At 61.3% G+C, this 20,473-nt stretch carries 20 protein-coding genes and 1 other annotated feature; of the genes, 14 read left to right on the forward strand and 6 right to left on the reverse strand.

Annotated features, from left to right (window positions below; genetic code table 11):
• Positions 1-88 precede the first annotated feature (88 nt).
• From ELS24_RS28540 to moaA, 4 genes are read left to right on the forward strand one after another with little or no spacing between them, the layout of a single operon-like run.
• On the forward strand, positions 89-619 hold the full coding sequence (locus tag ELS24_RS28540; protein ID WP_006221921.1) for an arsenate reductase (azurin) small subunit: 531 nt from the start codon (positions 89-91) through the stop codon (positions 617-619).
• Positions 620-633: 14 nt separating this feature from the next.
• Positions 634-3,117 carry an arsenate reductase (azurin) large subunit gene (locus ELS24_RS28545; protein ID WP_006221920.1) on the forward strand — a complete coding sequence of 828 codons (2,484 nt, stop codon included), beginning with the start codon at positions 634-636 and terminating at the stop codon, positions 3,115-3,117.
• Between the two features lie 27 nt (positions 3,118-3,144).
• Complete coding sequence (locus tag ELS24_RS28550) at positions 3,145-3,474, forward strand: c-type cytochrome (RefSeq protein ID WP_006224616.1); 330 nt, start codon at positions 3,145-3,147, stop codon at positions 3,472-3,474.
• An 8-nt stretch (positions 3,475-3,482) separates the two neighbouring features.
• A complete protein-coding gene (moaA, locus tag ELS24_RS28555; RefSeq protein WP_081247806.1) occupies positions 3,483-4,577 on the forward strand; it encodes a GTP 3',8-cyclase MoaA in 1,095 nt (364 codons plus the stop codon).
• On the opposite strand, the gene ELS24_RS28560 is transcribed toward moaA, so the two are convergent.
• From ELS24_RS28560 to ELS24_RS28570, 3 genes are all read right to left on the reverse strand, one after another.
• The gene (locus tag ELS24_RS28560) at positions 4,574-5,053 is read right to left on the reverse strand and encodes an ArsR/SmtB family transcription factor (RefSeq protein ID WP_231690636.1); all 480 of its coding nucleotides are present in this window, start codon (positions 5,051-5,053) and stop codon (positions 4,574-4,576) included. The genes moaA and ELS24_RS28560 overlap by 4 nt on opposite strands.
• Positions 5,054-5,245: 192 nt before the next feature.
• Positions 5,246-7,165 carry a PhoX family protein gene (locus ELS24_RS28565; protein ID WP_231690637.1) on the reverse strand — a complete coding sequence of 640 codons (1,920 nt, stop codon included), beginning with the start codon at positions 7,163-7,165 and terminating at the stop codon, positions 5,246-5,248.
• Positions 7,166-7,206: 41 nt separating this feature from the next.
• Positions 7,207-7,641 (reverse strand): mercury resistance transcriptional regulator MerR, encoded by a 435-nt coding sequence (locus ELS24_RS28570; RefSeq protein WP_003131969.1) that lies wholly within the window; start codon positions 7,639-7,641, stop codon positions 7,207-7,209.
• Positions 7,642-7,712: 71 nt separating this feature from the next.
• On the opposite strand from ELS24_RS28570, the gene merT reads away from it, so the two are divergent.
• The 8 genes from merT (at position 7,713) to ELS24_RS28610 (ending at position 15,370) form a co-directional block, all read left to right on the forward strand.
• Complete coding sequence (merT, locus tag ELS24_RS28575; RefSeq protein ID WP_006224622.1) at positions 7,713-8,063, forward strand: mercuric ion transporter MerT; 351 nt, start codon at positions 7,713-7,715, stop codon at positions 8,061-8,063.
• A 12-nt stretch (positions 8,064-8,075) separates the two neighbouring features.
• Positions 8,076-8,351 carry a mercury resistance system periplasmic binding protein MerP gene (gene merP / locus ELS24_RS28580; protein WP_003131987.1) on the forward strand — a complete coding sequence of 92 codons (276 nt, stop codon included), beginning with the start codon at positions 8,076-8,078 and terminating at the stop codon, positions 8,349-8,351.
• 71 nt (positions 8,352-8,422) lie between these two features.
• Positions 8,423-10,108: a mercury(II) reductase gene (gene merA / locus ELS24_RS28585; RefSeq protein WP_003156770.1), complete on the forward strand. Its 1,686-nt coding sequence runs from the start codon at positions 8,423-8,425 to the stop codon at positions 10,106-10,108.
• 17 nt (positions 10,109-10,125) lie between these two features.
• Complete coding sequence (gene merD / locus ELS24_RS28590) at positions 10,126-10,491, forward strand: mercury resistance co-regulator MerD (RefSeq protein WP_000995360.1); 366 nt, start codon at positions 10,126-10,128, stop codon at positions 10,489-10,491.
• The gene (gene merE / locus ELS24_RS28595; RefSeq protein WP_003132004.1) at positions 10,488-10,724 is read left to right on the forward strand and encodes a broad-spectrum mercury transporter MerE; all 237 of its coding nucleotides are present in this window, start codon (positions 10,488-10,490) and stop codon (positions 10,722-10,724) included. Before merD ends, merE begins: the two co-directional genes overlap by 4 nt.
• Positions 10,721-11,710: a DUF3330 domain-containing protein gene (locus ELS24_RS31635; RefSeq protein ID WP_003132006.1), complete on the forward strand. Its 990-nt coding sequence runs from the start codon at positions 10,721-10,723 to the stop codon at positions 11,708-11,710. The genes merE and ELS24_RS31635 overlap by 4 nt, the downstream gene beginning before the upstream one ends.
• Positions 11,711-11,840: 130 nt before the next feature.
• Positions 11,841-12,401, forward strand: a complete 561-nt coding sequence (locus ELS24_RS28605) for a recombinase family protein (protein WP_003124096.1) — start codon at positions 11,841-11,843, stop codon at positions 12,399-12,401.
• A 2-nt stretch (positions 12,402-12,403) separates the two neighbouring features.
• The gene (locus tag ELS24_RS28610) at positions 12,404-15,370 is read left to right on the forward strand and encodes a Tn3 family transposase (RefSeq protein ID WP_127186022.1); all 2,967 of its coding nucleotides are present in this window, start codon (positions 12,404-12,406) and stop codon (positions 15,368-15,370) included.
• A 6-nt stretch (positions 15,371-15,376) separates the two neighbouring features.
• Here the strand turns inward: ELS24_RS28610 and ELS24_RS28615 are convergent, their stop codons facing one another.
• On the reverse strand, positions 15,377-15,730 hold the full coding sequence (locus tag ELS24_RS28615) for a hypothetical protein (protein ID WP_164741317.1): 354 nt from the start codon (positions 15,728-15,730) through the stop codon (positions 15,377-15,379).
• Positions 15,731-16,077: 347 nt separating this feature from the next.
• Here ELS24_RS28615 and ELS24_RS28620 point away from each other — a divergent pair, with 347 nt between their 5' ends.
• Positions 16,078-16,407: a PadR family transcriptional regulator gene (locus tag ELS24_RS28620; RefSeq protein WP_223283289.1), complete on the forward strand. Its 330-nt coding sequence runs from the start codon at positions 16,078-16,080 to the stop codon at positions 16,405-16,407.
• Complete coding sequence (chrA, locus tag ELS24_RS28625; protein WP_006224630.1) at positions 16,404-17,633, forward strand: chromate efflux transporter; 1,230 nt, start codon at positions 16,404-16,406, stop codon at positions 17,631-17,633. The genes ELS24_RS28620 and chrA overlap by 4 nt, the downstream gene beginning before the upstream one ends.
• 291 nt (positions 17,634-17,924) lie before the next feature.
• On the opposite strand, the gene ELS24_RS28630 is transcribed toward chrA, so the two are convergent.
• Positions 17,925-18,779, reverse strand: coding sequence for a universal stress protein (locus tag ELS24_RS28630; RefSeq protein ID WP_006224631.1), 855 nt, complete (start codon positions 18,777-18,779; stop codon positions 17,925-17,927).
• 9 nt (positions 18,780-18,788) lie between these two features.
• Positions 18,789-20,273 carry a SulP family inorganic anion transporter gene (locus tag ELS24_RS28635; RefSeq protein ID WP_006224632.1) on the reverse strand — a complete coding sequence of 495 codons (1,485 nt, stop codon included), beginning with the start codon at positions 20,271-20,273 and terminating at the stop codon, positions 18,789-18,791.
• Positions 20,274-20,359: 86 nt separating this feature from the next.
• Positions 20,360-20,414 (reverse strand) — a sequence feature (sul1 is cis-regulatory element that is thought to sense ions involved in sulfur or methionine metabolism; They are found in Alphaproteobacteria).
• Between the last annotated feature and the right edge of the window lie 59 nt (positions 20,415-20,473).

The following is a 20,473-nucleotide window of genomic DNA, read 5'->3' on the forward strand; positions in this document are numbered from 1 at the left end:
GGCAGTGCCAGAGACACTTGGCATGCCCTTTGCTTATCGCTCTACAGAGTACTGAAGCCGTCATTTCGTTTCAATAGGAAATATCGACATGTCAGAGCCACAAATCCTTACCCGGCGCGGATTCCTCAAGTTGAGCGGAACGGGCGGTGCTGTTGCTGCCGCAACACTCATCCCGATCATGCCCGCCCAAGCCCAACCGGCCACGGCGCCGCACACAGGAACCACGCTGCCCTACCCCGTGAAGTCCATCGCCGTCGCGCAGAAGCTCACGGCCGACACGCCCCTGCAGTTCGCCTATCCCGACAATGCCTCGCCGTGTACCGCTGTGAAGCTCGGGCATCCCGTTCCCGGCGGCGTTGGCCCTGACCACGACATCGTCGCGTACAGCACGATGTGCACGCATATGGGCTGCCCCACAGTTTTCGACAACAAAACAAAAACGTTCAAGTGCCCGTGCCACTTCAGCGAGTTTGACGCCGAGAAGGCAGGCCAGATGATCTGCGGGCAAGCCACCGAAAACCTCCCACGGATTCTGCTGCGCTATGACGCCAGTTCGGACGCGATATCCGCGGTTGGGGTCGAAGGCTTGATCTACGGCCGCCAGGCCAACATTCTGTAAGTCGGGAGACGCTCATGTCCGCACCCAAAGACCGCATCACCTTGCCGCCGAAGGATGCCGCGCGCACGAATATGACGTGCCACTTCTGTATCGTCGGCTGTGGGTACCACGTTTACAAATGGCCGGAGCAAAGCGAGGGAGGCCGGGCACCCGAGGAGAATGCGCTGGGCCAGGACTTTCGTCAGCAGCTACCGCCTTTCGCGTTGACGCTTACCCCGGCGATGACCAACGTAATCACGCAGCGGGATGGCTCGCGTCACAACATCATGATCGTTCCGGACAAGGAATGCGTGGTCAACAGCGGCTTGAGTTCGACCCGTGGCGGCCGGATGGCCAGCTATATGTACACGCCCGATGGCGATGGCAAGGCGCGCCTGAAACAGCCGCGCATGTATGCCGCCGACCAATGGGTGGACGTTCCGTGGGACAACGCCTTGGCACTGTACGCCGGCCTGCTGAAGAAGGTACTGGATACCGATGGCCCCGAGGGCATTGTGTTCTCCTGTTTCGACCACGGTGGGGCTGGCGGAGGCTTCGAAAACACCTGGGGCACGGGCAAGCTGATGTTCACCGCGCTCCAGACGCCAATGGTCCGTATCCACAATCGTCCAGCCTACAACTCGGAATGCCATGCTACGCGCGAGATGGGCATCGGCGAGCTCAACAATGCCTACGAAGACGCCGAGCTTGCCGACGTGCTGTGGTCGATTGGAAATAATCCTTACGAATCCCAGACCAACTACTTCCTGAATCACTGGATCCCCAATCTGTATGGGCAGACGGTCGAAAAGAAAAAGGCGCGCTTCGCAGGCGAAGAGCTCCCGGATACCCGCATCGTCTTCGTGGACCCTCGCGACACGCCTTCCATCGCGATCGCCCGCCAAATTGCCGGAAAAGATCGGGTGCTGCATCTGGCGATCGAACCTGGCACTGACATCGCGCTGTTCAACGGGCTGTTCACCTACGTAGTTGAACAGGGCTGGGTGGACAAGCCGTTCATCAAGACGCACACGGCGGGATTTGATGAGGCCGTCAACACGAATCGCATGCCCCTGGAGGAATGCAGCAAGATCACGGGCGTACCGGTCGACGACCTGAAGAAGGCGGCGGAGTGGTCGTACAAGCCGAAGAAGACAGGGCAGCTTCCGCGCACCATGCATGCCTACGAAAAAGGCATCATCTGGGGCAACGACAACTACGTCATTCAGTCGGCGTTGCTGGATCTGGTCATCGCCACGCACAACGTGGGGCGCCGTGGCACCGGATGTGTACGCATGGGTGGGCACCAAGAGGGTTATGCCAGGCCCCCCTACCCTGGCGACAAGAAAATCTACATTGACCAGGAACTCATCAAAGGCAAGGGCAGGATGATGACCTGGTGGGGGTCCAACAACTTCCAGACCAGCAATAACGCGCAAGCGCTCCGAGAGGCGGTGCTCAAGCGATCCGCCATCGTGAAGGAAGCCATGCAGAAAGCGCGCGGCGCTTCAACCGAAGAGATGGTCGACATCATCTATGCGGCCACGCAACGAGGCGGATTGTTTGTTGCAAGCATCAATCTCTATCCAACCAAACTGGCCGAGGCTGCCCATCTGCTGCTTCCAGCGGCGCACCCGGGCGAAACGAACCTGACGTCCATGAATGGCGAGCGGCGCATTCGCCTGTCGCAAAAGTTCACGGACCCGCCCGGGGAAGCGCAAGCGGACTGCCTGATCGCCGCGCGAATCGCCAACACGCTGAAAGCCATGTACGAGAAGGAAGGCAACAGCAAGATGGCGCAACGTTTCGCCGGATTCGACTGGAAGACGGAAGAGGATGCGTTCAATGATGGGTTTCGTCGGGCGGGCCAGAAGGACGCGCCGAAGATTGACAGCCAAGGCGGCGATACCGGTCACCTGGTCACGTACGAACGGTTGCTCGCCGCCGGCAATAACGGCGTTCAGTTACCCGTTCAGGCCTACGCGGATGGGAAGCTCAAAGGCACCGAAATGCTCTACACGGACGGTAAGTTCGACACCGCCGACGGAAAAGCTCACTTCAAGCCGGCGCAGTGGAAAGGCCTGCCCGAGCCCGTGGTCGCCCAAAAGAAGATATACAAGTTCTGGTTGAACAACGGCCGCAATAACGAGATCTGGCAAACGGCCTATCACGATCAGTACAACAGCTTTGCGCAAGACCGTTATCCGATGGCGTACATCGAGATCAACCCTGCCGATTGCCAGGACCTAGGCGTGGAGGCTTCAGACGTGGTCGAGGTCTACAACGACTACGGCTCCACCTACGCGATGGTGTACCCGGTGCCTGAAATAAAGCGCGGCCAGACGTTCATGATGTTCGGCTACGTCAACGGAATCCAAGGCGACGTCACGACCGAATGGACCGACCGCAACATCATTCCTTACTACAAAGGCACCTGGGGGAATATCCGGAAAGTTGGCTCCGTCGAGGAGTTCCGGAACACCATCAGTTTCAAGAGCCGCCGATTCACCCTGGGCTGATTTTCAACAAAAGGAGCATTGCCCCTCATGCGTATCACCAAGCTGTTCGTGTCGGTTGGGTTGGCATCCGCCAGCCTGACCTGTGTTGCGGCCCCGGACGCCACAATCCAAGCGATCTTGACCAAGAACAATTGCCTGGCGTGCCACGCGGTTGACCGCAAGGTCGTCGGCCCCTCATACAAGGACGTGGGCGCCAAGTTCAAGGACGAACCCGGCGCCGCTGCCCTGCTGCTAGGGAAAATCAAGAATGGCAGTGCGGGCACCTGGGGACCTGTGCCGATGCCGCCGAACCCCGGAATTTCAGCCGAGGACGCGAAAAAGGTCGTCGACTGGATACTTGCCGGCGCGCCAGGCTGACGCAGAACATGATCGAAGCTCCACTTTTGGATCGCCGCAAATCTCCTTCGCTACGGTCAACATCGACCGCCTCGTCAGGCATGGACGGCCCGCCCGAAGACCGGCACGGTCGGCCTCTGCATGACTTGCGCATTTCGGTCATAGACCAGTGCAATTTTCGTTGCACCTACTGTATGCCCCGAGATCAGTTCGGCGCGGATCATTCATTCCTGCGCCGCGAAGAGCTGCTGACTTTTGATGAGATTGAGAGAGTCGCAAGCGCCTTCATCAGCCTGGGCGTACGTAAGGTCAGGGTCAGCGGGGGTGAACCGCTGCTGCGCAAAGACGTGGAGCATCTTATTGCGCGACTGGCGGCGTTGCGTACGCCGTCCGGCGCGCCGATTGATCTGGCCATGACCACCAACGGGTCTTTATTGGCACGCAAGGCCCGGGGGCTGGCCGCCGCCGGGTTGCGGCGTCTGAACGTCAGCCTTGACGCGCTTTCGCCGTCCATCTTTGCGCGGGTCGCGGACACGACTGCTTCCGTGGATGATGTATTGGCGGGTATAGCCGCAGCCCAGGCTGCGGGCATCCCGCACATCAAGATAAATATGGTGGTGCACCGTGGTGTGAATGACGATCAGATCCTGCCGATGGCCCGGCGCTTTCGCGGAACCGCGCACGCGCTGCGCTTCATCGAATTCATGGATGTCGGTGCGACCAACGGTTGGAATGCCTCGGCCGTCCTGCCGTCCGACGAAGTCCTAAAGAGAATACATGCCGTTTTCCCGTTGACACCCTTGGCGCCTACGGTGCGCGGCGAAGTCGCCCGCCGCTGGGCTTACCAAGACGGTCAAGGAGAAATCGGTTTGATTTCTAGCGTCAGCCACCCATTCTGCGGCGATTGCTCAAGGGCAAGGCTCTCGGCCGACGGCAAGCTCTATACCTGTCTGTTTGCCGAACAAGGCGATGACATACGTTTGCAATTGAGGTCGGAGTCGAATCCACAAATGCTGATCAACGGCTTGGCTGAGCGGTGGCGATCCCGCAACGATCGATACTCAGAGGTTCGAACGTCACAACCACGCCAACACAAGATCGAGATGAGCTACATCGGCGGCTAGGTAGCCGCCGAGGCGCCAGCATTTTTCTTGGCGCCACGAAGCGGCTTCTTATTCGGGATGATGTCGCAGTCGCAGTGACCCGCCAGCGCAGCGATGACCGGCGCGCACGCCTCGGGGTGGCCATGGCAGCAATCGGTCAACATGAACGACATCAACGAGCCCATGACGCCTACGTCGGCACGATATATGATGCTTCGCCCCTGGCGGTCTCCCCAGATCAAGCCCGCGCGGGCAAGCACCGACAGATGCTGCGACACCGTGTTGTGGGGGCCCTCCACCATTTCCGCGATGGCGCCCGCAGGCACCCCTTCCGGCTCGCGCGCCATCAAAAGGCGAAAAATCTCGAGCCGCGTTGGCTGAGAAAGGGCGTGGAATGCGCTTAGCGCGTGCTGGAAAGACACTCCGTCCCGAGGTAAATCCGGGTTGAAATGGCTGGCAACCGCTGGGGAAGGCGTGGACGTGCTGGCGATGGGCATGGAAATTCGATAAGTCGGTAGTTCTGTATATCCGGACAGACTATATCGCATAGATGACAGATTAGTGTCAGCAACATCTGACATGCTAAAGCGGCCGCCGCAAAAAAATTGGGGCGAGTGCCAGCCCCCCAGCATCGCCCCGCAAAGTCGTCGACGAATCGACGATGTTGGCCCTACTTATGGTTTTGGGTATCAGGTTCCGATACGGCCGCCGTCATCCTTCGTAATCACGATCGTCGCGGAGCGGGGTCGTTTGCCCGCTCCATACCCAGCATTGCTTGGCCATTGGCTGGTGTACTTGGAAGGATCAGCGAGGTTGGCTTGGTCCGTGTTTTCGCCAGGATGTTGGATGTTGACAAAAATGGCCTTGCCATCAGGGGTTTCGCAGAATCCCGTAATTTCGCATCCAACCGGACCCACCAGAAAGCGCTTGAGCTGCTCTGGCGCTGGCGGCTTACCGACATAGGTATCCACCGTAAGCGTGCTGCCGTCCCCCTCGGGATACGCCAGGGATTTCTTCGCCCCATCACCAACCTGCCCGGGGCGCGCGGCCAACATCATGCAGTTGGTCACGTCGGTGTAGGCGCCGTCATCGGTCTGCAGCCAGCACAGACCCGTTACCGCACTGAACACCAGACCATCCGGGCTTGAAAAGTCCTGGTCATCGGTAAGACTGGACAGGTTTACGGTCGTGACATCGGCGTCGGCTTGCGCGCCGAACAGGTACACATCCCATTCGAAGCGATCGCCATCACCGGCCGCTGCCAATTCCTTGATACGAATGATGTGTCCGTTGGGGTTGCCAGACTGGCTAGCGCCACCCTTCATATCGGTGTACACGCGAGGATTGGCGGAGTCGGGCTCATACTGCGAGCCGGTGGGATCAACGCGGCGGCTGCTGTTGTTCGTCAACGTGCAATAGAGTTCGCCGTTCGCGGGGTTCACGCCACACCATTCGGGCCGATCCATCTTAGTTGCACCGGCGGCATCGGCCGCCAACCGGGCATTGACCGCCACATCGGCCTGATCGGAAAAGGGGTAGGTCGCATACCCGCTGACCGCCGAGTTCTGCATCGACAGTTCCAACCACGAGCCGGTGCCATCTTCTGAGAACTGGGCCGCAAATAGTGTGCCGTTATCAAGGTACTTGTCGCCCACAGAGATACGACTGATCGCGTCTGCGTCCGCGGGATCCCAATTGGCCGACGAGACCCACTTGTAGAGGTACTCGCCACGAGCGTCGTCGCCCATATATACGATGATCGGTTGACCCGCGACTGCCGTGCGGAAAGCGGCCGATTCATGGGCAAACCGGCCCAAAGCCGAGCGCTTTTTCGCCTTTCTGCTGCGGTCGTAAGCATCCACCTCGACGACGTAGCCCTGGCCGTTCATCTCGTTGCGGTAGTCATCGCTACCGTCAGCCGACGCGCCAGACTGGCTGATTATCCAGCGAGCATATCGATCGTCCGCGCCGGCCGATTCCCAACCGTGGCGCGACGCAGCGCCTTGATTGCGTCCATAGCGCCGAAGCGAGGTGACAGATTTGTCATTCCCGCGGGCGGCATCGTCCGCAGCGTCTCGCGTGAAATAGCCGTACCAGTTTTCCTCGCCAGTCAGAAAGGTGCCCCAAGGGGTCTTTCCCGTGCCGCAGTTGTTGAGCGTGCCGCGCGTACGCGTCGCGTCGGGCGAGTACTTCGTCACCAGCAGCGGGTTACCTCGGGCGGGGCCGGCGATCTCGACTTCGGAAAGCGCCGTGAGCCTGAAATTGAACAACGAATCGGGAACCGTACCCCAGGCATTGCCGGCTTTCTTTACCTCGACAACCGACACTCCATGAATGGCGATCTCCTTGTCAACCTCGGCGGCTGGCCGGGGTAGCGTATTCGTGCCCCCATTTGCATGCAGGAAGAACGAACTGAGCCCTTCGTTCGTCGTGGCCTCATGGTTGACCGCCAGCAGCCCGCGATCCGTCGAGCTTGCCGACGGCCGGTTGTCAGCACCAAGGCCGAACCATTCCATGCCATCGTGGTGGTCACCAGCACGCTTGTCGAAATCGTTGTCCGTGCCATCGTTCTTGTAGGCAAGCACCCCCTCAGCGAGCGGGTCACCCAAGCCATAGAGGGGTCGTCTCAGAAAACGGAAAATAAAGCACGCTAAGGCATAGCCGAACCTGCCAAGCTTGCTCCACCCTGTAGTGACGCGATCAGCGGGCAGGAAACGTTCCCCCTTCGCGCATGGCAGGCGCACACCAACTCAGACAGCACGGCCTCCATGCGCGCCAGGTCAGCCATTTTCTCGCGCACGTCCTTGAGCTTGTGCTCGGCCAGACTGCTGGCTTCCTCGCAATGGGTGCCATCCTCCAGCCGCAGCAGCTCGGCGATCTCATCCAGGCTGAAGCCCAGCCGCTGGGCTGATTTCACGAAGCGCACCCGCGTTACATCCGCCTCGCCATAGCGGCGGATGCTGCCATAGGGCTTGTCAGGCTCCAGCAACAAGCCCTTGCGCTGATAGAAACGGATGGTCTCCACATTGACCCCGGCCGCCTTGGCGAAAACGCCAATGGTCAGGTTCTCCAAATTGTTTTCCATATCGCTTGACTCCGTACATGAGTACGGAAGTAAGGTTACGCTATCCAATTTCAATTCGAAAGGACAAGCGCATGTCTGAACCAAAAACCGGGCGCGGCGCGCTCTTCACTGGAGGGCTTGCCGCCATCCTCGCCTCGGCTTGCTGCCTCGGGCCGTTGGTTCTGATCGCCTTGGGGTTCAGCGGCGCTTGGATCGGCAACTTGGCGGTGTTGGATCCCTATCGCCCCATCTTTATCGGCGTGGCGCTGGTGGCGTTGTTCTTCGCCTGGCGGCGCATCTACCGGCAGGCAGCGGCCTGCAAACCGGGTGAGGTCTGCGCGATTCCCCAAGTGCGAGCTACTTACAAGCTCATTTTCTGGATCGTGGCCGCGCTGGTTCTGGTCGCGCTCGGATTTCCCTACGTCATGCCATTTTTCTACTGATCGGAGTTCACCATGAAGAAACTGTTTGCCTCCCTCGCCCTCGCCGCCGTTGTTGCCCCCGTCTGGGCCGCCACCCAGACCGTCACGCTGTCCGTACCGGGCATGACCTGCTCCGCCTGCCCGATCACTGTCAAGAAGGCGATTTCCAAGGTCGAAGGCGTCAGCAAAGTTGACGTGACTTTCGAGACACGCCAAGCGGTCGTCACCTTCGACGATGCCAAGACCAGCGTGCAGAAGCTGACCAAGGCAACCGCAGACGCGGGCTATCCGTCCAGCGTCAAGCAGTGAGTCACTGAAAACGGCACCGCAGCACAACGGACGTCATTGTCTGGCGCCACAAACGATAAAGGATCTGTTGCATGACCCATCTAAAAATCACCGGCATGACTTGCGACTCGTGCGCGGCGCACGTCAAGGAAGCGCTGGAAAAAGTGCCAGGCGTGCAGTCGGCGCTGGTGTCCTATCCGAAGGGCACAGCGCAACTCGCCATCGTGCCGGGCACATCGCCGGACGCGCTGACTGCCGCCGTGGCCGGACTGGGCTACAAGGCAACGCTAGCCGATGCGCCACTGGCGGACAACCGCGTCGGACTGCTCGACAAGGTGCGGGGATGGATGGCCGCCGCCGAAAAGCACAGTGGCAACGAGCCCCCGGTGCAGGTAGCGGTCATTGGCAGCGGTGGAGCCGCGATGGCGGCGGCGCTGAAGGCCGTCGAGCAAGGCGCGCAGGTCACGCTGATCGAGCGCGGCACCATCGGCGGCACCTGCGTCAATGTCGGCTGTGTGCCGTCCAAGATCATGATCCGCGCCGCCCACATCGCCCATCTGCGCCGGGAAAGCCCGTTCGATGGCGGTATTGCGGCAACTGTGCCTACGATTGACCGCAGTAAGCTGCTGGCCCAGCAGCAGGCCCGCGTCGACGAACTGCGGCACGCCAAGTACGAAGGCATCCTGGGCGGTAATCCGGCCATCACCGTTGTGCACGGTGAGGCGCGCTTCAAGGACGACCAGAGCCTTACCGTCCGTTTGAACGAGGGTGGCGAGCGCGTCGTGATGTTCGACCGCTGCCTGGTCGCCACGGGTGCCAGCCCGGCGGTCCCGCCGATTCCGGGCTTGAAAGAGTCACCCTACTGGACTTCCACCGAGGCCCTGGCGAGCGACACCATTCCCGAACGCCTTGCCGTAATCGGCTCGTCGGTGGTGGCGCTGGAGCTGGCGCAAGCCTTTGCCCGGCTGGGCAGCAAGGTCACGGTCCTGGCGCGCAATACCTTGTTCTTCCGTGAAGACCCGGCCATCGGCGAGGCGGTGACAGCCGCTTTCCGTGCCGAGGGCATCGAGGTGCTGGAGCACACGCAAGCCAGCCAGGTCGCCCATATGGACGGTGAATTCGTGCTGACCACCACGCACGGTGAATTGCGCGCCGACAAACTGCTGGTTGCCACCGGTCGGACACCGAACACGCGCAGCCTCGCGCTGGACGCAGCGGGGGTCACTGTCAATGCGCAAGGTGCCATCGTCATCGACCAAGGCATGCGCACGAGCAACCCGAACATCTACGCGGCCGGCGACTGCACCGACCAGCCGCAGTTCGTCTATGTGGCGGCAGCGGCCGGCACCCGTGCCGCGATCAACATGACCGGCGGCGATGCGGCGCTCGACCTGACCGCAATGCCGGCCGTGGTGTTCACCGATCCGCAAGTGGCGACCGTGGGCTACAGCGAGGCGGAAGCCCACCACGACGGGATCGAGACCGACAGCCGCACCTTGACCTTGGACAACGTGCCGCGTGCGCTCGCCAACTTCGACACACGCGGCTTCATCAAGTTGGTTATCGAGGAAGGCAGCCATCGGCTGATCGGCGTACAGGCGGTCGCGCCGGAAGCGGGTGAACTGATCCAGACGGCGGCTCTGGCCATTCGCAACCGCATGACGGTGCAGGAACTGGCCGACCAGTTGTTCCCCTACCTGACGATGGTCGAGGGGTTGAAGCTCGCGGCGCAGACCTTCAACAAGGATGTGAAGCAGCTTTCCTGCTGCGCCGGGTGAGAAAAAGGAGGTGTTCAATGAACGCCTACACGGTGTCCCGGCTGGCTCTTGATGCCGGGGTGAGCGTGCATATCGTGCGCGACTACCTGCTGCGCGGATTGCTGCGCCCGGTGGCGTGCACACCAGGCGGCTACGGCTTGTTCGATGACGCCGCCTTGCAACGGCTGTGCTTCGTGCGGGCGGCCTTCGAGGCGGGCATCGGCCTCGACGCGCTGGCGCGGCTGTGCCGGGCGCTGGATGCGGCGGACGGCGACGAAGCGGCCGCGCAGCTTGCCCTGCTGCGTCAGTTCGTCGAGCGTCGGCGCGAAGCGTTGGCCGATCTGGAAGTGCAGTTGGCCACCCTGCCGACCGAGCCGGCACAGCACGCGGAGAGTCTGCCATGAACAACCCCGAGCGCTTGCCGTCCGAGACGCACAAACCGATCACCGGCTACCTGTGGGGCGGACTGGCTGTGCTGACTTGCCCCTGCCACCTGCCCATCCTCGCTGTCGTGCTGGCCGGCACAACCGCCGGTGCTTTCCTCGGCGAGCATTGGGTCATCGCGGCGCTCGGTTTGACCGGCCTGTTCCTTCTGTCCCTGTCGCGGGCGTTGCGGGCATTCAGGGAAAGAGAATGAGCGCTTTCCGGCCGGATGGATGGACGACGCCGGAACTGGCCCAAGCGGTCGAGCGCGGGCAGCTTGAACTGCACTACCAGCCCGTCGTCGATCTGCGCAGTGGTGGGATTGTCGGCGCGGAAGCCCTGTTGCGCTGGCGTCATCCGACGCTTGGACTATTGCCACCGGGCCAGTTCCTGCCCGTGGTCGAATCGTCCGGCCTGATGCCTGAAATCGGCGCTTGGGTGCTGGGCGAAGCCTGCCGCCAGATGCGTGACTGGCGAATGCTGGCATGGCGACCGTTCCGGCTGGCCGTCAATGTTTCGGCGAGCCAAGTGGGACCGGACTTCGACGGGTGGGTAAAGGGCGTGCTGGCTGATGCCGAGTTGCCCGCCGAGTATCTCGAAATCGAGCTGACCGAATCGGTCGCGTTTGGTGATCCGGCGATCTTCCCCGCCCTGGACGCCTTGCGGCAGATCGGTGTGCGCTTCGCCGCCGATGACTTCGGGACGGGGTATTCCTGTCTGCAACATCTGAAGTGCTGCCCAATCAGCACGCTCAAGATCGACCAATCGTTTGTCGCCGGGCTCGCCAACGACCGCCGCGACCAAACCATCGTGCACACCGTGATTCAGCTTGCGCACGGGCTGGGCATGGATGTGGTGGCTGAAGGCGTGGAAACATCGGCGAGTCTTGATCTATTGCGACAAGCGGACTGCGACACAGGACAAGGCTTCCTGTTCGCGAAGCCAATGCCGGCGGCGGCATTCGCCGTCTTCGTCAGTCAATGGAGGGGTGCCACCATGAATGCAAGTGACTCGACCACCACCAGTTGCTGCGTGTGCTGCAAGGAAATCCCGCTCGATGCCGCCTTCACCCCGGAAGGCGCGGAATACGTCGAGCACTTCTGCGGGTTGGAGTGTTATCAACGCTTCGAAGCGCGTGCCAAGACAGGGAACGAAACCGATGCCGATCCGAACGCCTGCGACTCGCTACCGTCAGATTGAGGCATACCCTAACTTGGCGTCAGACCATCCGGCGCTAAATCGTCAGAATAGAGTTGCCTTCCGAATTGATTGACATACGCCGTCAAGGGTCATAGATTTCTTCCTGACACATTTCCCTCAGGAGGATACCTTGCACGGTCAGCGCATCGGTTACGTCCGCGTCAGCAGCTTCGACCAGAACCCAGAACGGCAGCTCGAACAGATCCAGGTGGATAAAGTGTTCACCGACAAGGCGTCGGGCAAGGACACACGGCGGCCCGAACTGGAACGGCTGCTCGCCTTCGTGCGCGAAGGCGACACGGTCGTGGTGCACAGCATGGATCGTCTGGCGCGCAACCTCGACGACCTGCGCCGCCTGGTGCAGGGCCTCACCCAGCGCGGCGTACGCATCGAGTTCCTTAAGGAGCATTTGACCTTCACCGGCGAGGACTCGCCGATGGCGAACCTGATGCTGTCGGTAATGGGCGCGTTCGCCGAGTTCGAACGCGCCTTGATCCGCGAGCGGCAGCGCGAGGGCATCGCGCTCGCCAAGCAGCGCGGGGCCTACCGTGGCAGGAAGAAATCCCTGTCGTCTGAGCGTATTGCCGAACTGCGCCAACGTGTCGAGGCTGGCGAGCAAAAGACCAAGCTGGCTCGTGAATTCGGAATCAGTCGCGAAACCCTGTATCAATACTTGAGAACGGATCAGTAAATATGCCACGTCGTTCAATCCTGTCCGCCGCCGAGCGCGAAAGCCTGCTGGCGTTGCCGGACACCAAGGATGAGTTGATCCGTCACTACACGTTCAGCGAAACCGACCTCTCCATCATCCGGCAGCGGCGCGGCCCGGCCAACCGGCTGGGCTTCGCCGTGCAGCTCTGTTACCTGCGCTTTCCTGGTGTCATCCTGGGCGTCGATGAGCCGCCGTTTCCGCCCTTGTTGAAACTGGTCGCCGACCAGCTCAAGGTCAGCGTCGAAAGCTGGGACGAATACGGGCAGCGGGAGCAGACCCGGCGCGAGCACCTGGTCGAACTGCAAACGGTGTTCGGCTTCCAGCCCTTTACCATGGGCCACTACCGGCAGGCCGTCCAGTTGCTGACCGAGATGGCCTTGCAGACCGACAAGGGCATCGTGCTGGCCAGCACCTTGATCGAGCACCTGCGGCAGCAGTCGGTCATTCTGCCTGCCCTCAACGCCGTCGAGCGGGCGAGCGCCGAAGCAATCACCCGCGCCAACCGGCGCATCTACGATGCCTTGGCCGAACCGCTGTCGGACGCGCATCGCCGCCGCCTCGACGATCTGCTCAAGCGTCGGGACAACGGCAAAACGACCTGGCTGGCCTGGCTGCGCCAATCGCCCGTCAAACCGAATTCGCGGCACATGCTGGAACACATCGAACGCCTCAAAGCGTGGCAGGCGCTCGACCTGCCTTCTGGCATCGAGCGGTCGGTGCACCAGAACCGCCTGCTCAAGATCGCCCGTGAGGGTGGCCAGATGACGCCCGCCGACCTGGCCAAGTTCGAGGCGCAGCGACGCTATGCCACCCTGGTGGCGCTTGCCATCGAGGGCATGGCCACCGTCACCGACGAAATCATCGACCTGCACGACCGCATCCTGGGCAAGCTGTTCAACGCCGCCAAGAACAAGCATCAGCAGCAATTCCAGGCGTCCGGCATGGCGATCAACGCCAAGGTGCGGCTGTTCGGCCGCATCGGCCAGGCGCTGATCGAGGCCAAGCAGGCGGGCCGCGATCCGTTCGCCGCCATCGAGGCCGTCATGTCCTGGGATGCCTTCGCCGAGAGCGTCACCGAAGCGCAGAAGCTTGCGCAGCCCGAGGACTTCGATTTCCTGCACCGCATCGGCGAAAGCTACGCCACGCTGCGCCGCTACGCGCCGGAATTCCTTGCCGTGCTCAAGCTGCGGGCCGCTCCCGCCGCGAAGGACGTGCTCGACGCCATCGAGGTGCTGCGCGGCATGAACAGCGACAACGCCCGCAAGGTGCCCGCCGACGCGCCGACCGAGTTCATCAAGCCGCGCTGGCAGAAGCTGGTCATGACCGACACCGGCATCGACCGGCGCTACTACGAACTGTGCGCGCTGTCGGAGATGAAGAACGCGTTGCGTTCCGGCGACATCTGGGTGCAGGGGTCGCGCCAGTTCAAGGACTTCGAGGACTACCTGGTGCCGCCCGCGAAATTCGCCAGCCTCAAGCAGGCCAGCGAATTGCCGCTGGCCGTGGCCACCGACTGCAACCGGTACCTGAACGACCGGCTGACGCTGCTGGAAACACAGCTTGCCACCGTCAACCGTATGGCGACGGCCAACGAGCTGCCGGACGCCATCATCACCGAGTCAGGCTTGAAGATCACGCCGCTCGACGCGGCGGTACCCGACACCGCCCAAGCGCTGATCGACCAGACGGCAATGATCCTGCCGCACGTCAAGATCACCGAACTGCTGCTGGAGGTGGACGAATGGACGGGCTTCACTCGGCATTTCGCGCATCTGAAATCGGGCGACCCGGCCAAAGACAAGAACCTGTTGCTGACCACGATCCTCGCCGACGCGATCAACCTGGGCCTGACCAAGATGGCGGAGTCTTGCCCCGGCACGACCTACGCCAAGCTGGCTTGGCTGCAAGCCTGGCACATCCGCGACGAAACCTACGGGGCGGCGCTGGCCGATCTGGTCAACGCACAGTTCCGCCATCCCTTCGCCGAGCACTGGGGCGACGGCACCACCTCATCGTCGGACGGCCAGAACTTCCGCACCGGCAGCAAGGCCGAGAGCACCGGCCACATCAACCCGAAATACGGGAGCAGCCCAGGGCGGACGTTCTACACCCACATTTCTGACCAGTACGCGCCATTTCACACCAAGGTCGTGAACGTCGGCGTGCGCGATTCGACCTACGTGCTCGACGGCCTGCTGTACCACGAGTCCGACTTGCGGATCGAGGAGCATTACACCGACACGGCGGGCTTCACCGATCACGTCTTCGCCCTGATGCACCTCCTGGGCTTCCGCTTCGCGCCGCGCATCCGCGACCTGGGCGACACCAAGCTCTACATCCCGAAGGGCGACGCCGCCTATGACGCGCTGAAACCCATGATCGGCGGCACGCTCAACATCAAGCACGTCCGCGCCCATTGGGACGAAATCCTGCGGCTGGCCACCTCGATCAAGCAGGGCACGGTGACGGCCTCCCTGATGCTCCGAAAGCTCGGCAGCTACCCACGCCAGAACGGCCTGGCCGTGGCGCTCCGCGAGCTGGGCCGCATCGAGCGCACGCTGTTCATCCTGGACTGGCTGCAAAGCGTGGAACTGCGCCGCCGCGTGCATGCCGGCCTGAACAAGGGCGAGGCGCGCAATGCGCTGGCCAGGGCAGTGTTTTTCAACCGCCTGGGTGAAATCCGCGACCGCAGTTTCGAGCAGCAGCGCTACCGGGCTAGCGGCCTCAATCTGGTAACGGCTGCCGTCGTGTTGTGGAACACGGTCTATCTGGAACGGGCTGCGCACGCGCTGCGTGGCAACGGCCATGCCGTTGATGACGCGCTGTTGCAGTACCTGTCGCCGCTCGGTTGGGAGCACATCAACCTCACCGGCGATTACCTCTGGCGCAGCAGCGCCAAGATCGGCGCGGGCAAGTTCAGGCCGCTACGACCGCTGCAACCGGCTTAGCGTGCTTTATTTTCCGTTTTCTGAGGCGACCCCATAGAGCACTTGCGCGGTGTATCCGGAAGGAACGCTGACCGCGTCTGCCAGCGATTTCGGAACCGCGCCGAAATTGAGCAGTTTTTCCGAGGGCTCCGTGGGAGGAGCTCCTGTGGGCGGTGTGTCCGGGCTATCGACATCGCTGTCGTCGTCTCCGTCGCCATTACAGCCCGCCAGGCCAACCCCGAACAGGGCAGAGCCCACCGTTGCCATGCCTCCCTTCAGAATCCGGCGTCGACTCAAGCGGGTTTGTAGCACCGCGTCGAATGTCGGATTTGGCGATGTGTTCGAGTCCTCGTCATTGAAGTCCACGACGGGCGCATTCATGTTGGTCTTCATATTGTCCATTTGTCTGGATTTAACGAAGCAATGAATGTAGGTGGCGCCAATTACTTTTTCATGACGGATCGGACGTTCGTTTCGGGCCGTAATGCGCGAGGCGATGCAGCGTCACCATGCGGTGGATTCAATGGACAGCAATCGCTGCACAGCAGCCGTTGACCGAGGCACTCCGACCGGCCGAAGTGGGTCGTCATCGGCCGAGCGATTGAACCAAGCTGTTGCAACGACCGGTTTCATCCACAGCCAATAACTGCCCTTCAAGACGGAACAGCTGGACCAACCTAGAATCTTGGTGCAAGTGCTATGATCGTATTTCGTTATCGAAACTCGATATGAAAGAGAACTCAACACCTCGCGCCATGGAGCACCACGATCTGCTATCGGGGCTGATCCGCCTGCACGTGCTGCACCACGCAGCCGCGCAGGAGATCTATGGGCAGTGGATGATTGACGAACTGGCCCACCACGGCTACCGACTTTCTCCCGGAACGCTGTACCCGATGCTTCACAAGATGGAGCGCGACGGATACCTAGTTTCGCGCCAGGAGCGCGACGGACGCACCGTGCGAAAGCTCTACACGATCACGCCCAAGGGCAAGGAAGGCTTGGCGCTGGCCAAGGAACGCATCCGGGAGTTCACCGGGGAGGCAATGCACAAATGACAGGCTCCACCAACACCGTACAGCACGAAGCTGTAGCTACGCGCGGTTCACCCGTTGAAGTCTTCGGCGCCTTCCTTAAACTGGGATTGACCTCCTTCGGTGGGCCGATCGCGCATCTGGGTTATTTCCGCTCGGAGTTTGTCGAGCGCCGCCGCTGGCTGGATGACCGCAGCTATTCCGATCTGGTCGCCTTGTGCCAGTTTCTTCCGGGTCCGGCCAGCAGCCAGGTGGGCATGGCGCTTGGGCTGGGTCGCGCTGGCTGGTTGGGCTTGCTGGCGGCGTGGGCAGGGTTCACTTTGCCATCGGCCATCGCGCTAATCCTGTTTGCCTTCGGCATCGCTGAGTACCAGGGACTAGCCCAGTCCGGGTGGGTGCATGGTCTCAAGGTAGTCGCCGTGGCCATCGTAGCTCAGGCGGTGTGGGGCATGGCCAAGTCGTTGTGCCCTGACCGGCCACGCGCTGCCCTGGCCATTCTGGCGGCACTGCTGACCATGATCCTACCCTCAGCAGCGGGACAGATTGTCGCGATCTTGTTGGCAGGACTGCTGGGCTGGTGGACGCTGAAGATTTCACAACCTGGCGGTGGCCAAGCTCACAGCTACCCGGTCTCGCGCAGACTGGGCGTCATTGCGCTGCTTCTGTTTGCAACACCGCTTGTCTTGCTGCCCCTATGTGCAGCAGCCACGGGATCGTCCACGATAGCGCTGCTGGATGGGGTGTACCGTTCCGGTGCGCTAGTCTTCGGCGGTGGGCACGTTGTGCTGCCGCTGCTGCAAGCCACCGTGGTGCCCAGCGGCATCGTCAGCAACGCAGACTTCCTAGCTGGCTATGGCGCTGCCCAGGCCGTGCCGGGACCGCTGTTCACTTTTTCGGCGTATCTTGGCGCAATAGCCCACGGCCCGCTGCATGGCTGGATTGGCGGCCTGGCTCTGCTGGGCACCATATTCCTCCCAGCCTTCCTCATGCTGGTCGGCGCATTGCCGTTCTGGGCGGCGCTTCGCCACCGGGCGGGTATTCAGACGACCATGGCGGGCATCAACGCCGGCGTGGTTGGTATCCTGGTATCGGCCTTATATGACCCGGTGTGGACAAGCGCCATCCACGGCAAGGCGGACTTCGGGTTGGCGTTGCTCTCGTTCGGGCTGCTCACAGTGGGGCGCGTGCCGCCAGCGCTCGTGGTGCTGCTGGCTGGCTTGGCAGGCTGGGTCATGGCGATGGGCATCTGAAATTCGTTTCACTCAGAGCTTTCAATCAAACTTCGCATAATTCCTTCGCTGATGTACCTCAGGACGAAGAATCTTCCAGCGGTATAGCTGCTGCTTGGGCGAACGAAGCTTGAACGCAGGGTTCGTTACCTCGGGATCGAGCTAACGATGCCGTTGAGATGGCAGAGCAAACTGAGGTTGATGCATCCCGGGCCGGCGAACGGTCGCTTGCCGGCCAAAGCCGGACATTCACCCGATCCTATGCAGGTGACGCACACCAGTCACCTCAGGGCATTCCATAATTTCACAGCGCTATCGCGCAAGCAGGATCGGCACCTCAACAGCTCGTATCATTGCCGTCGTGGTACTGCCGACGATCAAATTCCTGAGCGGCGAGTGACCATAGGCACCCATGACCAGCACGGACATCGGACCACCGGCTACGCAGTCAGCGATAACTTTCTCTGGAGCCCCCGGGGTAATCGAAAAAGTTGCCGTTCGCCCGCTTTGCGCGAATAGCTGAACGACCTGCTCCATCTGGGCTCGATTCTCCTGCGACTCCGCGCCAGCCCTCACGAGGTGTATTGGCAGACCGTCCAGCATCGGCGTGCTTGTCAGCAATGCAATCGCTCTAGCAATAGACTTTCCGCCATCGTAGGCAATCACAGCGCGCATTGGCGGCACGTGCCGCTCGGGAGCAACAAATAGCGGCTTGTTACTGGCTCGAAGCACGCGCTCGATTTTCGATCCGAGATGGCCGGCGGCGAATTCGCTCGACGCTCCCCGCTTGCCCATCACCACCAAGCCAGCCTCGGCTTCGCGCTCGATAATGGTTTCCACAATGCCACCATGGAGGTGCACCGTACTGACGTCGCCGATGCCGGCAGCCCGTAATCGCTCTTCAGCGGTCGCCAAGAGGGCGCGGCCACCTTCGACCGCCAGTTTTCCTTGCGCTTCTTCGATGCGAGTCAGCTCTTCTAGCAGCTCGCTTTTCACACCTAGCCCGATAGCGCCACTAAGGTCGTGCCGCGCTGTCACCGCGCTTTTTCGCTGCACAACATGCAGCAGTTCAACTCTCCAGGAAAGACGGTGCGCCGCCCAGGCTGACAAGTCGCAGACCGCGGCGGCGTAGTGGGAGGCATCGATGCATGCAAGTACTTTCGACATATCTTCTCCTTAGTGTCCCAACGACTTGGTGTCGGCGCCGGGTTTGTCGTGAATTGCAAATCGACCAATCATGGTGGCGCTGGCGGCATTCAAACCGACGACATCTACAGTCGTGCCTTCGCGGCGCAGCTTGATCACGACCTTGTCCAGGGCACCCACGGCCGAGATGTCCCAGAAGTGCGCGGCGGATACATCCAGCACCACGTGGTCGACGACCTCTTTAAAATCAATGGCTTCTGAAAACCGATCGGTGGATGCAAAAAACACCTGGCCCTCGTAGTAGTAGGTGCGGGTGCGCCCGTCCTCAGACAAGGCCGAAGTCACTGCGAAGAGCCGCTTGACCTTACCCGCGAAGAACACGCCGCTCAACAGCACGCCCGCCAGTACGCCCTGTGCAAGGTCATGCGTCCAGACGACCACCACAACGGTCGCCAGCATGACCACGGAAGACTGCCAGGGATGCGAACGCAGGTTGCGGATCGAACCCCAACTGAACGTGCCGATGGACACCATGATCATGACCGCGACCAGTGCCGGCATGGGAATCCTGGCCACCAAGGGCCCCAGCACCACGATCAGGAACAGCAGGAAGGAACCCGCCACGAAAGTGGAAAGCCGCGTCGAACCGCCCGACTTCACGTTGATGACGGACTGGCCGATCATGGCACAACCGCCCATGCCGCCAAAGAAGCCCGTCACGAAGTTCGCGATACCCTGGCCCTTGCATTCGCGCCGCTTATTGCTGGGCGTGTCGGTCAAGTCGTCCACGATCTGCGCGGTCATCATCGACTCCAGCAAACCCACCGCCGCCATGGTCAGCGAATACGGAAGAATGATCTGCAAGGTTTCAAACGTGAAGGGCACGTTCGGAATCAGGAACGAAGGCAGGGACGACGGCAGCTTGCCCATGTCGCCCACCGTGTTGACGGGCAGGCCCCAGTAAATAGAGATGGCCGTCAACACGATGATCGCGATCAACGGCGACGGCACGGCCCGGGTCAGGCGCGGAAACAGATAGATGATCGCCAACCCTCCCGCCACCATCACGTAGGTGACCCACGTGACGTTGGTCAGCTGCGGCAACTGGGCAACAAAGATCAGAATTGCCAGCGCGTTCACGAACCCGGTGACGACAGACCGCGACACATACTGCATCAGCAGGTCAAGCCGAAGAAAGCCGGCGATGATCTGGAAGATGCCCATCAGGATTGTGGCGGCGAACAGGTATTCAACGCCATGATCCTTGACCAAAGGCACCACCAGCACGGCAATGGCGGCCGTGGCCGCAGAAATCATGCCAGGCCGGCCGCCCACTAAAGCGATGATTACCGCGATCGAGAACGATGCGTAGAGGCCTACCCGCGGATCAATACCCGCGATGATGGAAAAGCCGATGGCTTCGGGGATAAGAGCAAGGGCAACGACGATGCCCGCAAGAATATCGTTACGAGGACTGGACATCCATTCGCGACGAAAAGAGGAGAAAAAAGACATTGTTAGGCTAACCTGACGTTAGCAAGCGATGCCTTGCACCGAGGGTGGTTTGTAGTTGGTCTCGGAGCGAGCCGTAATTCGCTTGGAGTTGTCCGAGGGATAGGCGCCCGGCCGAGCCACCCGGCAAACGCCGGGTCCACTAGTATCGCTATCGAAGCGAAGCCGCATCCGTTGCAGATGCTGCGGGAGCATTGTACACG

Source organism: Achromobacter spanius, assembly GCF_003994415.1.
GTDB classification, from domain to species: Bacteria; Pseudomonadota; Gammaproteobacteria; order Burkholderiales; family Burkholderiaceae_B; genus Achromobacter; species Achromobacter spanius_C.

Coding starts and splice junctions, on each gene's coding strand:
- ELS24_RS28550 (WP_006224616.1), top strand. CDS start 3,145: ATGCGTATCACCAAGCTGTTCGTGTCGGTTGGGTTGGCATCCGCCAGC.
- ELS24_RS28560 (WP_231690636.1), bottom strand. CDS start 5,053: ATGCCCATCGCCAGCACGTCCACGCCTTCCCCAGCGGTTGCCAGCCAT.
- ELS24_RS28630 (WP_006224631.1), bottom strand. CDS start 18,779: ATGTCGAAAGTACTTGCATGCATCGATGCCTCCCACTACGCCGCCGCG.
- ELS24_RS28570 (WP_003131969.1), bottom strand. CDS start 7,641: ATGGAAAACAATTTGGAGAACCTGACCATTGGCGTTTTCGCCAAGGCG.
- chrA (WP_006224630.1), top strand. CDS start 16,404: ATGACAGGCTCCACCAACACCGTACAGCACGAAGCTGTAGCTACGCGC.
- merD (WP_000995360.1), top strand. CDS start 10,126: ATGAACGCCTACACGGTGTCCCGGCTGGCTCTTGATGCCGGGGTGAGC.
- ELS24_RS28635 (WP_006224632.1), bottom strand. CDS start 20,273: ATGTCTTTTTTCTCCTCTTTTCGTCGCGAATGGATGTCCAGTCCTCGT.
- moaA (WP_081247806.1), top strand. CDS start 3,483: ATGATCGAAGCTCCACTTTTGGATCGCCGCAAATCTCCTTCGCTACGG.
- ELS24_RS28615 (WP_164741317.1), bottom strand. CDS start 15,730: ATGAATGCGCCCGTCGTGGACTTCAATGACGAGGACTCGAACACATCG.
- merT (WP_006224622.1), top strand. CDS start 7,713: ATGTCTGAACCAAAAACCGGGCGCGGCGCGCTCTTCACTGGAGGGCTT.
- ELS24_RS28540 (WP_006221921.1), top strand. CDS start 89: ATGTCAGAGCCACAAATCCTTACCCGGCGCGGATTCCTCAAGTTGAGC.
- merA (WP_003156770.1), top strand. CDS start 8,423: ATGACCCATCTAAAAATCACCGGCATGACTTGCGACTCGTGCGCGGCG.
- ELS24_RS28620 (WP_223283289.1), top strand. CDS start 16,078: ATGAAAGAGAACTCAACACCTCGCGCCATGGAGCACCACGATCTGCTA.
- merE (WP_003132004.1), top strand. CDS start 10,488: ATGAACAACCCCGAGCGCTTGCCGTCCGAGACGCACAAACCGATCACC.
- ELS24_RS31635 (WP_003132006.1), top strand. CDS start 10,721: ATGAGCGCTTTCCGGCCGGATGGATGGACGACGCCGGAACTGGCCCAA.
- ELS24_RS28545 (WP_006221920.1), top strand. CDS start 634: ATGTCCGCACCCAAAGACCGCATCACCTTGCCGCCGAAGGATGCCGCG.
- merP (WP_003131987.1), top strand. CDS start 8,076: ATGAAGAAACTGTTTGCCTCCCTCGCCCTCGCCGCCGTTGTTGCCCCC.
- ELS24_RS28610 (WP_127186022.1), top strand. CDS start 12,404: ATGCCACGTCGTTCAATCCTGTCCGCCGCCGAGCGCGAAAGCCTGCTG.